General features: G+C 37.8%; 10 protein-coding genes. 2 read left to right on the forward strand and 8 right to left on the reverse strand.

Translation table 11 applies throughout. From position 1 onward, the window contains the following. The first annotated feature begins 85 nt into the window (after positions 1–85). Together E4O01_RS07595 and E4O01_RS07600 are read left to right on the forward strand one after the other, a co-directional pair. A complete protein-coding gene (locus tag E4O01_RS07595) occupies positions 86–2,575 on the forward strand; it encodes a right-handed parallel beta-helix repeat-containing protein (RefSeq protein WP_253730142.1) in 2,490 nt (829 codons plus the stop codon). A gap of 57 nt (positions 2,576–2,632) precedes the next feature. After that, positions 2,633–3,628, forward strand: a complete 996-nt coding sequence (locus E4O01_RS07600) for a tetratricopeptide repeat protein (RefSeq protein WP_253691404.1) — start codon at positions 2,633–2,635, stop codon at positions 3,626–3,628. Here E4O01_RS07600 and E4O01_RS07605 read toward each other — a convergent pair. The 8 genes from E4O01_RS07605 to tpiA form a co-directional block, all read right to left on the reverse strand. Continuing rightward, entirely contained in the window at positions 3,605–5,581 is a 1,977-nt protein-coding gene (locus E4O01_RS07605) for a tetratricopeptide repeat protein (protein WP_253691406.1), read from the reverse strand. The genes E4O01_RS07600 and E4O01_RS07605 overlap by 24 nt on opposite strands. Positions 5,582–5,657: 76 nt before the next feature. Further along, a complete protein-coding gene (locus tag E4O01_RS07610; protein WP_253691408.1) occupies positions 5,658–6,431 on the reverse strand; it encodes a hemolysin family protein in 774 nt (257 codons plus the stop codon). A 2-nt stretch (positions 6,432–6,433) separates the two neighbouring features. Beyond that, the gene (ybeY, locus tag E4O01_RS07615; RefSeq protein WP_253691410.1) at positions 6,434–6,901 is read right to left on the reverse strand and encodes an rRNA maturation RNase YbeY; all 468 of its coding nucleotides are present in this window, start codon (positions 6,899–6,901) and stop codon (positions 6,434–6,436) included. Continuing rightward, the gene (locus tag E4O01_RS07620) at positions 6,894–9,146 is read right to left on the reverse strand and encodes an HD family phosphohydrolase (RefSeq protein WP_253691411.1); all 2,253 of its coding nucleotides are present in this window, start codon (positions 9,144–9,146) and stop codon (positions 6,894–6,896) included. The genes ybeY and E4O01_RS07620 overlap by 8 nt, the downstream gene beginning before the upstream one ends. Beyond that, on the reverse strand, positions 9,133–10,074 hold the full coding sequence (locus E4O01_RS07625; RefSeq protein ID WP_253691413.1) for a PhoH family protein: 942 nt from the start codon (positions 10,072–10,074) through the stop codon (positions 9,133–9,135). The genes E4O01_RS07620 and E4O01_RS07625 overlap by 14 nt, the downstream gene beginning before the upstream one ends. A 162-nt stretch (positions 10,075–10,236) precedes the next feature. After that, positions 10,237–10,590 carry a preprotein translocase subunit SecG gene (gene secG / locus E4O01_RS07630; protein ID WP_253691415.1) on the reverse strand — a complete coding sequence of 118 codons (354 nt, stop codon included), beginning with the start codon at positions 10,588–10,590 and terminating at the stop codon, positions 10,237–10,239. 146 nt (positions 10,591–10,736) lie between these two features. Continuing rightward, positions 10,737–11,105 carry a hypothetical protein gene (locus E4O01_RS07635; RefSeq protein ID WP_253691416.1) on the reverse strand — a complete coding sequence of 123 codons (369 nt, stop codon included), beginning with the start codon at positions 11,103–11,105 and terminating at the stop codon, positions 10,737–10,739. A gap of 93 nt (positions 11,106–11,198) precedes the next feature. Beyond that, a complete protein-coding gene (gene tpiA / locus E4O01_RS07640) occupies positions 11,199–11,951 on the reverse strand; it encodes a triose-phosphate isomerase (protein ID WP_253695189.1) in 753 nt (250 codons plus the stop codon). Between the last annotated feature and the right edge of the window lie 72 nt (positions 11,952–12,023).

Raw genomic sequence — 12,023 nt, forward strand, 5'->3', positions numbered from 1 at the left:
ATTCAAGATAGGTAAAAACGGGTATGCCGGTATATTGAAAAAAAGCAATTAATCGCTTATAATATGACTATGGAGGATTTATGATATGTGTAAAAAATTATTTTTTTTGATTATAAGTTTGGCTTTTATTTTATCAGCCTGTAATCAGTTTTTAGCGAATATTGAAACCGATTTGGCTTATTGGGCCTCCACAGTACAGATTACAGATATTGAAAACCCTCCTGCCGAAATAGATGAAAACGGTTATTTTTGTCTTCCAAGTACAGTTGCTAACGAACAAAAAATCATATTAAAACTTATAAATCCTCAAAAATATGAGCTTAAAGAAGCCGTTTTAGGCTCATCTTCGGACATAGTCCTTTTTGAAAGCGGCGTAAAGGGCAGGGATGGTACATCACCTCCCAAGCCCGGTGTAGATTACGAACTTAAGCAAACGGCTCCTGACCGTGTTGAGCTTATCTATAAACGGGATTTTTTAGAATATTCCGAATGGGGCAGTCAAGATTTAAGCCCTAAGATTACCCTTTACGGTAAGGACGGCCGTAAATTTGAACAAAGCTACAACCTTAAACTTAAAGCAAACACTAAGCCGCCCGCTCTCGAATATAAGGGATTATATAAATCCGGCGGGTACTATGTTTTATGCTTTAAAGCAAAGAATATGACCGACATGGCTAAAGTGCAGGGAGTAAATCAGCCTTTGCATAAAGATATAGCTTATCTTTGGGTAAGCGGTTTAGATTCCGCGAACAAGATAAACATTACGGTAGGTACTGCCGGTTTTAATATTACCGGTTCGGGAGGCCGCCTTTTAAATGCAGTTTCTGTTGAGCCGCTTGTATCGGGCGGAACTAAGCCTACAGACCCTTGGATAATCTATTTTAAGACTGATTTGCAAGTAAGCGGCGGAACTCCAAAAGAATTTACTTTGAAATTGATGGACGAAAAATGCTTATCCGGTGCCGCAATAAAAAGGTCTACAAGTCCTTCCGTAGCTACTTGGGCAGAACTTCATCATGCAGTTGCAACGGCATCTGCCGGCATGACTATCGAAATAAATGGTAAGATCAAGGCTAATGATGGTTCTCAAACAATTGATGGTAATTCTTATCCAAATAAGGATGAAATTACAATAGACAAAAATCTCACTATTCAGGGTAAGGGTACCGATGCCGAGTTGGATGCAAATCAAAAAAACCGTATTTTTAATATTACAGCCGGGAAGACCTTAATCCTTAAGAATATAGCTCTTAAAAACGGAGAAGCTCCTGCCGGAGCTAGTGGAGGCGGAGCCGTATTTGTAAGCGGGTCCCTTGAAATTTCCGGTGCTGTAACTATCAGCCCATCTTCCGGAAAAGGAAAAAATGATGTTTATCTTAAGTCAGGCACAAAAATAACGGTTAAGGGAGACCTCTCACCTGCAGGAGGTATTGTTGCCCACATAACGCCTGAGAATTATACCGGAGCCCCTGAAGTAATCGTTATTGATAATGCGGTTACTCAACACCCTGCCGAAATAAAAGATATGTTTAACATTACGCCTCAAGCGTCAGGTTATCATCAATTACAATCCAAACAGAATAACCCGAAAACAATTATAGTTAAGCAAGGTACTGTAATTAGTTCTAATTCATGGAGCACATTAAAAAGTCAAATACAAGGAGCTTCCAATGGGGATTATTTTATTGTTGAAAATAATGTTACTGCAACTTCCACCGATTTCGGACAGATTGAGATAAGCAAAAATCTCACTATCCAAGGAAAAGACTCCGGTGTGGAAATTGATGCCGCCCAAAAAAGCCGAATATTTAAAGTTGCATCCGGGAAAAACCTGACCCTTAAAAATTTGACTCTAAAAAATGCAAAAGATAACACAGAGGCAAGTATCCATGGATCAGGCGGAGGCGGAGTTTATGCTGATGCAGCCTCCAATATTGAGCTTATTGATGTAACAATAAAAGATTGTGAAACGGCAGGTAGCGGTCCAGGTATTCGTATTGACTATAAAAATCCGGGAGGCGGATACCTTTTATTGAAAAACTCTAAAATTATGAATAATACATATAATCCTGTGGGATATAACGGTTACAGCATTAGCGGCGGAGGGGTTGGCCTGCCTTATATCGACTATACTGCCGTTATAGACGGATGTGAGATTTTAGGCAATAAAATAGATCTTAGACCAATAAGTAACACAGACCAGTATTTGAATGTAAAAGGATGCGGTATAGACGGAGGAAATGTTAATTTAATCATTAAAGGAAAAACAAAAATAGAAAATAATACCTTTATTCCGAAACCCGGGAAAAAGGTAAAATCTTATGGTATGGGAATTTATAATCAATTCGGTACTATTACAATCGGTGAAAACGGTGCGTCTCACGAAAACAGCCCGATCATAAAAGGTCATACGAAGCCTAACAATGTAGCATCAGGTTCTTTGTTTGAAGGACAAGCCTTACATGTAAACGATTTCACATGGTATAGCGGCCAAATCACAAATAACGGAGGTTCGCATAATGCGGTAAAGGTACGCGGAACTTTTACGAATCCGAATAACTTGCAGGCAAATTAACCCATGGTTAACCGTGAACCTCTTGATTTTTTTTAAAAAAAGGACGAAAATAAAGATATGAAAAAAGGGTTTATTATATTTTTATTTTTTGTTGCAGCTTTTGGCTTTGCAGAAGAAGCTCCTATTGGCGATAAAACAGTTGCAGGTGAAAATGAGCTGCAGCAAATCATGCCTGAGGTAAGACCCGATAAAACGGGTTCCGAAAAAATAGAATTTTCAACTCAACCACAAGAAGAAGAAAAAACGGAAGAATTCGCATTTATATCTTTTTCGATTCTTTTAAGGGAAAAATCGGTAATGATAAGCTGGAAAGCTAAACCTGAAGGGCGAAATTTAATCATTTACAGATCAACCTCAAGTTTTTCGTCTATCAGCTCGCTTGCAGAAGCTATTCCGATTGCAAACATAACCGATAAGGGCCTTCCTTTTTTCGACTCCCCTATTCCCGGCATACCTTATTACTATGCAATAGCTGAAGAAAACGAAATAGCTTCGGGAAATATACAGTTTATAAACGGAATAAATACGATCAGCAGTCCGGTCGAAGTTTTCGGTTCCGTTGGAGATCAAAACAAAAAGCCTCAAAACAGGCCGGTACCTCTTCCTTTTTTAAATCTTGCAAAACAGCCCAAAAAGAGAGCGGAATTTTTTTCTTCCCAAACAGAAACCCTAATAAATACTCTTACAGCCGAAAAAAAGGATTACAGAGAATTTATCATTTCTTCTCAAAGGCTTGAACCATACATCTTTCCTGACGACAAAAAAACACCCGACGGGGGAGAAAGCATGGAATTGCAAAGAATTTTAAACGATTATTTTTATACAAAAAACTGGCAAAAATGCGAAAATGAACTTACTAATTTTTTAAGAATAAGAAGGACTTCAAGAATTTCTGCAAGAACTCATTTTTATATAGGCCAAACTCTTTTTTTCCAAAACATGTATGACAAGGCCCTATTGGAATTTTTAACTGCCCAAGACATGTATCCGTCTCAGGCTAAAGAATGGGCTCATTATTGCCTCTTGGAACTAGCGAATTCTCCTAAGAAGTAAAAGCAGCGAAGAATTTTTTTGACCAAAATAGGCATAATCTTCGGCGGGTTTTTCTTTTCCGTTTTCACTGAAAAGAATTACCGAATCTCCTGCATTCATTCTGTCATAATAACCTTTTCTTTTTAAAAGGCCTTCAGACAAATTCTCTTCAGACTTTGAAGGTTCAAAATAACCTAAGAGGTCTGAAGGATCAAAAACAATTCCCAAACCTTCCTTTTCGATGACCAAGCGATCCTTTCTTATGACGGCTATTTTCATGTCTTTAAAATCAGAATCATGTTTTCCTATGTCGATAACAGCCTCATTTTGATACCGATTTAAAACTTTACCTACAATCGGCATTGCTTCGTTAAGCACCGAAGAAAGACGCCTTATACCGTTCGAAAATCTATCATTTCCGGAGCGGTAAACGGTAAAAGTCCTTGCAGGAGAACCAGTTCTGGAAACATAAAGTTCCAATATAAGCTGAATGTCTCTTCGGTTTTCTTTCAGTTTTATAATACCGAAATAGTCTTCATTTTCAGTACGGGATTTTTTTGCAGCTTCTCTGTACGAAACAGGTTTATCTGAATAAGAATTTATTTTTAACCTAGGATTATATGAAAAAATATCTGAGGTTAAAATCTGGGTTATACGCTCGGCCTCAGGGTGTAAAACATTTGAGCTTTCCATGCCATAAAATAAACCTATCGATATGTGGCCCTTATCAAGATAAAGAGAGTCTATGCGCCACTTCGATTGAATGGAGCTTAAAAGATGCTTTTCATAAGCTTCAACAGCGTCATTTACCCTATTATTACTTTTTACAATTGACTGAATAAAAAGCATTTGTTCCAAATATCTTTCAGGATAACCGAGGCGTAATAAAATGCGTGCATAAGACTCCCGGCTTTCAACATCATAAGGATATATCTTTAAGGTTCTTCTGAACTCATAGAGAGCTTGTTCAGTCATGTTGCGCCGTGAAAAACCCAAGGCTTTTTCTGCATGATATTTTGAAAGTTCCATGCGGAAAGAATCTTCAAAATTAAGATTTTCGATTGCAAGTTCTTCCAAAAGACAGCGCATTATTTCGTCATCAGCATCTAAAGAAAGCCCGACCTTAGCGGCATTTACGGCATCACCGTGCTTCCCAAGCCGCCTTAAACTCAAAGTTTTTAAATACCATGCATCGGCTCTGTCTCTTTTTTTGGAAATCCTCATATCGGAAATCTTTATAACCTCTTCATAACGCCTTTGTGCGTAAAGGACAGAGGCAAGCAAGGCATAGGCATCATCATAATCTTCTTTTAATTTGATTGCGGCATAAATGCGCCCCTCAGCTTCTTCCAGTTTTCCTTCGAGAGAATTTAAATAGGCCGCAAAATAATGAACTTGAGGCTTATCTCCATGGTATTTTAAAGCTCTTTTTATGTACTCCTCGGCTTGTTTCATATTTCCGGCTTCATAACTTACGAGAGCTAAAGAAAGGAGAGCTTTTCTATTTTCACCCTGACGGGTGAGATTTTGTTTGTACATTTCTGAAGCAAGGTAGAGTTTTCCTTGAGAAATTTCTATTTCGGCCAAACCGAAACGGGCCTCGGGGTTATTGGGATACTTTTTTAATACCTCATCAAAAAGAATTTTGGCTTCATCTATTTTTCCTAAACCGACCAAAATAAAGCCGTGAAGATTTTTTAAATCGGGATCGTCTTTTTTATATCTTCGGGCTGATTCGGCAAAGGACAGGGCTTGGTCATATTCATCCAAAGCATAAAAACATTCGGCCAAGCCTTGATAGACCAAATTATATGAAGGATTTTCCTTTAAAGCCGATTGGTACATCTCGATTGCACCGTACCAATCTTCCATAGCCTGATATTCGGCACCTTTTTGATATAGATCTGCAGGATTGCAGAATAAAGAGGCTGAAAATAAAACGGTAAATATAAATCCGAAAAAAGGCTTTTTCATAAATTTCCTCCCATAAAATAACGCCCTTATCATATCATATTATCGGCATGATTGCAATAAATAAGTCCGGCTCACATTAATTTTGCAAATCTTTATTGTAAACAATTTTAACGGTTTTAACCTTGTGCCCGTCCATATCCTGAACGATAAAATCAAAATCATTCCATGCCGTTTTTTCATATTTGGCAGGTATCTTTCCGAATAGATCGAATACAAAGCCGCCCAGAGTTTCAAACTCATCTACAGGCAGATCTTCACTTTTAATTGTTTCGGCTAAATCATCCAAATCAACACGGGCATCGCAAAGCCACACTCCTGAGGCTATTTCGGTAATATCATCTCCTTCATTATCAAATTCGTCCTGAATATCGCCTACAATCTCTTCAATAATGTCTTCCATACAGACAATGCCTGAAACACCCCCATATTCGTCAACGGCAACTGCGATATGAACATGGCGCCTTTTGAACTCGGCCAAAAGAGCATCTATACGTTTAGATTCCGGAACAAAAAAAGCACGGCGCACTATCTTATCAAGCTCGATCTTTTGATTTTTAGTTAAAAGTTTAATAATATCCTTAACATAAAGAATGCCTATAACATTGTCGATAGACTCGTCATAAACAGGAAATCTGGAATGACCGCTTTCAGATATTCTGTCCAAAATTTCGTCGCCGGGCGTATCAAGGGCTAAAAAATCTACGTCAATACGCGGAATCATTACCTCTTTAACCGCCGTATCCGATAAATCTACAACGCCGCGTATCATATCGCGCTTTTCATCGTTTAAGCTCTCTTTTAGAATATTGTTTACACTACCCTTTTTTTTAAATAAATCCATTATTCCCATAACTATACCCGATAAATAATTATATTTTTATATTGACCAAGCAATTTTTCTTGAAATTTGAGCATTTCCTGTTCAGGAGAATTGTCGGAATGATCCATTCCGTTTAAATGCAAAATTCCGTGAACAATGAGCCGTTTTAATTCCTCATCTATTCCTACATTAAATTCTTCGGCATTAAAGTTAAGACTGTCAAGACTTATGACTATATCTCCTGCCATAAACCTTTTTTCTCCCTCATCATCAAAATACTCATCTCCCTGTTCAAAAGAAAGCACATCAGTGGGAGAATCGATATTTCTATACTGTTTATTCAAATTGCGGATAAAACCGTCATCGCAAAAAAGCAGAGAAATATCCCAATTATCGAGGTTTAAATCGTTTAAAACCGTGGAGATAAAGTTTTCGACTCTTAAAGGGTCGATAGCCCCCGGAGGTTCATCATTAAATGACACACTGATTGAATTAGACATTATTGTTTTCCTTTTGAGCTTGTACGCTCTCATCATCATCAATATTTTTTTGATTGGGATACTCTATTCGAGAATGATAGTATCCGGCTAAAATTTTTACGAAGGAAGCCTTTATTATGTTGACTTCACGGAATGTCAAATCTGAGTTATCAAGCTGTCCGGCCTTTATTTTCCCGGATACGAGCTCATCTATAAATTTTTCAAGCCGGGGAACAGAAGGCTTTTCTAAGGTGCGGCATGCAGCCTCAACTATGTCTGCAAGCATAACCACAGCCGACTCTTTTGAACGGGGAGGTATTCCGGGATAAGAAAAATCCTCGATATCGACATTCGGGTCAAGTTCTTTTGCTTTTGCATAAAAATAGGATATGCAGCTGTTTCCATGGTGCTCGGCTATTATATCGATGACGGCCTGAGGCAAGTGTAACTGTTTTGCTTTTTCAATTCCTATTTTTACATGGCTTCTTATTACCGTAGCCGAAAGCCGCGGGTTTATGTCCATATGTTTGTTGTAATTTGTTTGGTTTTCTACAAAATATTCTCCCTGCTCCATTTTTCCGATGTCATGGTAATAGGCGCCGACACGGGCTAAAATAGAGTTTGCTCCTATCTCGCGGCAGGCGCTTTCAGCCAGAGAGGCTACCATCATAGAATGGTTATAGGTTCCTGCAACAGTTATAAGCATTTTTTTCATGATGGGAGAATTAAGATCCGACAATTCCATAAGACGGAAATTGGTCGGCACGTTCATTAAAGTTTCTAAAATAGGCAAAAATCCCAAAACAAGTATTCCGCTTATAAAACCGTTTGCTGCAGTTCCCAATAAAAGAACGGATTTATCGTTTGAAGAATCAGGAAAAATCAAGAACATACAAAGCAAAATCAACGGCTGCACAAGAATCAAGCCGGAAGCGGTTTTGATAAGGTCCATTCTGCGTCCTGTAATATTTACCATGCCTGCTCCGGCCAGCCCGGCAAGCACAGCAAAGAGTGCCGGCTGAATTTTAAATCCTGTTGCACCGAAAACGGCAAGGGTGAACACAAAAACCGTAAGAACAGAAATTTTCCGCGAAATTAAAGCGGCAATCAGCATTGTAAAAAAGGTAATAGGCAGTACCGGTACAATATTAAGGGGATAAGAAAAAAATGAAATCCCCGAAACAAAAAGAAGCAAAATATAAACAATATCAAACGAAATTAAAAGGAGTAATTTGAATTTAAAATCCAAATTTTGCCCTATAATTTTCTGTGAAAATAAAAATAAACTCGTTATCATTGACAGGGTCAAAAAAACTATACCGGCAGCAATCTGCCAAAAATCTACATATTTTCCATCCCCTATGTAGGCTTTAAGGCGTGTATAAGCATCCTCCGATATTATAAAGCCCCGCCTTATAATCTTCTGATTTTTTTCTATGGTTATTTTTACAGGTAAAACTTTTTTTAAAGCTTCCTCCACTCTTTTTTCCGTTTCTTCGGCATCAAACAAAATATTGGGTTGAGCAAACGGCAAAAGAACACTTAAAACATCCAATTCAAGATTCGATTTTTTCATATCGGAAAGAAAGGTTTTAATCTGAGCTTTTACATTGTAGAATAAAACCAAGTTTGTCAAAAATACGTTTGTATAGGACTGCTTTTGATTTTGGTTTTTACGCAGGCTTATTTCCGCATCATTTAATTCTTCAAGCCCCGTAAGAGGCATTTCTATAATACCTATATCTAAAAGTTGTTTTAGAATGCTCAGTGCAAGCGAAGTTATTTCATAAAAACTTTTGGACTTATATATGCGTTCCAAATCAACTTCCGAAAGAAGTACCGGATATTTTTCCATAAACATAAATTTAAAAGCAGTAAAACTCTTAGATGAATCTTTTAATCCGATTATAAAACTTGCAAATTCCGAATATTCCCTTATCATATTTTCAGAAACAGAGTTATCTTTATAAAAAACGGCTTTTATGGAGTGCTTTGCAGCAGTTTTCCGTATTTCCGTCGCTTTTTCATCAATAGCTTCTATGTTTCGGTTCGATATTACATCCCGATCCGATACCATTCCGGCTTCAAAATCCGAAATCGTCAATTTGGAAAAACCGGAGTTTTCGTATGCATTGATATAAATCAATACCGATAAAATTAAAAAACTTACCAAAACCGAAATTACAAAAGCCTTGTTTCTTTTAAATATAAGACTTATGGAGGATAATTTTTCTTTTAACTTATTTTGCTTTTTATTCTTTATCATAAGCTGTAATTATTTTTTGAACGAGAGAATGGCGCACTACATCTTCAGAAGAAAAATGTACAATACCTATTCCCCTGATCTTTGATAGAAGGTTTGCTGCATGAACAAGTCCTGAACCCTTGGCCGATGAAATATCGGATTGAGAGGGATCGCCTGTTACAATGAGCTTGGAACCTTCGCCCATCCTCGTTAAAAACATCTTCATTTGCTCCCTGGTTGTATTTTGAGCCTCATCCAAAATTACGGCGGCATTATGAAGGGTTCGTCCCCTCATATAGGCCAAAGGAGCAACCTCAATCATATTGGACTCCTCCATTTGGCGTATAAGCTCAAAAGGCATTAAAAGTTCTATAGAATCATAAAGAGGCCTTAAATAAGGCGTTATCTTTTGCACAAGGTCACCCGGTAAAAAGCCCAAACTTTCTCCTGCTTCGACTACCGGTCTTGTAAAAATAATCTTTCGCACCTGCCGCGACATCAACATTTGAAGAGCACATGCTGCGGCCAAATAAGTCTTTCCCGTACCTGCAGCCCCAAGACCGAAACTTACATCATTATTGCGGATTGAGTGAATAAATTCAAGCTGATGGGCATTTTTTGGATATACCGAACGAATTCCCCTCGGGATATGAATACATCCCGATGCGAAATCCTGTTTTTCGGAAACGTTTATAGTGGAAATAAGAGATTCTATATATTCCGATGAGTTTTCGGATTTTATTTCAGAGGAATTTACAGCCTTATCAACTACATGCTGAAATTTTTTACAAACCTCATCATCAGCGCTTAGAACACTCACCTCATTACCTCTGCAAACAACCGGCACACCGAGATAGCGTTCAAGAAAATCCAAATTTCTATCATTGGCACCGCATAGAGCGGAAAGCACTTGTTCATCTTTTAACACTATTGTATATGCGTCTTCCAAATATTAACCTCTATTAATGTATTCTAAATGGAAAAAAGCCCTTCCGTCAAGGGCTTTAGACATTATTTAAGGCTTTTTCTCGTAATTTAGACCTTTAAAACACTTAAATTTTAAATATTTTCAAAAAAAAGAGATATCGACTTTATCGATATCTCTTTTAGCTTACTCACCGTCTTTTTTTGAATCGGTGTCCGATTTATCGACACCGCTATCGGTTTTCCACCATTCGGTTGATGTTTCAGTTTGTTTTTTCATTGCCTCTTCAGACAAGCCTGAATCCGATGGAGTTTTTGTAATAAGTGCCAATAAAAAAGTCGTTATAAAAAACAGGGCAACAACGACATATGTAGCTCTTGTTAAAACATTGCTCGATTTTGAACCGAAAGCCGAATTACTGCCGCCTGAAAAAAGCCCTCCCAAACTATCTCCTTCTTCGTTTTGCAACAAAACCAAAAAGATAATAATCGCACAAATTATGACAAAAAGCACCAACAATGCAATACCTAAACCACCCATAATATAACTCCAAATTATAAGAATATACCCTATAGTTTATAACAAAACAAAAAAAGTTTCAATAGGTCGTCTTATTAAAAAGCAAGGCACTTCCAATACATTTAAGTTTTAGAAGTGCCTAAGGTTTAAACAGCTTTTAAACTGAACTAGCGTACTTTTCGAAAGATAACACGTTTTAAAACGGTTGTTTTTGTTTTTCCTATTGCGGCGGCTTTTAAGTCTTCAACCTCAAATTTTGAAAAAACATTGATTCGCTTGTATTCGGCGATAAATTCCATAATGAATTTTTCGCAGTCGGCTTCATTATAGGTATCATTACTTTCTTCATAAGTAAGGTAAAATTCGAGCTGATTTTCCAAACCGGGAACATCCATTTTAGTCCAATAAATTACGGCTGTCGGTCTTTCCTTAATCTCGATTTTTTCGGTTTTGGGCTTTACAAGAGCCGGATTTTCGGCAAAAACAGCCAAAACCAATAAAGCCATGATGCTTAAAGCAAAAATTCTTTTTTTCATTTTAATAACCCTCCAAATTTAAGTCATTTTATCATACTGTAAAGCTAAACAACAATTACAGCTCTTAGATACTAACATTTTATACTCATTTTTTCAAGTAGAAAACAAAGCCATCGGAAAGAATGTTTCGGTTTTAAGCCCTGCCCCGCCTATTAAGCCGCCGTCAATATTGGGCTTTTTTAAGAGGCCTTCGGCATTTTCGGGTTTCATGGAACCACCGTACTGTATTATCATATTTTTTGCAGCTTCTTCGCCGTAAATACCGGCTAAAGTCTTTCTTATTGAAGCATGGATTGCGTCGGCATCCTCCGGGCTCGCATTTTTTCCTGTACCTATTGCCCAAACAGGCTCATAAGCTATTGTTATCTTATCCAAATCTTTTACGGATACATCTGCAAGGCCTTTTTTTATCTGCCTTTCGCATACGGCTTCGGCATGTCCTGCCTCGCGTTCTTCCAAAAGTTCTCCGACACATAGGATAACTTCCAATCCGTGTTTTAATGCGAGTTTTATCTTTTTATTGATAAGATCATCGGTTTCTTTATAAATATGGCGTCTTTCGGAATGGCCTAAAATAACGGCTTGAACTCCGACATCCAAAAGTTGAAGGACGGACACTTCACCCGTGTGAGCTCCTTTTTCTTCCAAGCCCATGTTTTGCGCTCCCAGCAAAATATTGGAACCCTTTAATACGGCAGAAACATCCTGCAAAAGAGTAAAGGACGGAGCTATCATATATTTGTTTTTTCCGTCTTTTAGACCTGCTTTCATTTGTTCTGCGAGAGCTTTGGCCTCGGATCTATTCATATTCATCTTCCAATTTGCCGCGATGTAAAACTTCTTCATCATTTCCTCCTAAATTTGCAAATACCGGACATCCGGCACATCTTGACTTCAATAGGTTATCTTTTTAAGAGC

Source organism: Treponema sp. OMZ 790 (assembly GCF_024181285.1).
Taxonomy (GTDB): domain Bacteria; phylum Spirochaetota; class Spirochaetia; order Treponematales; family Treponemataceae; genus Treponema_B.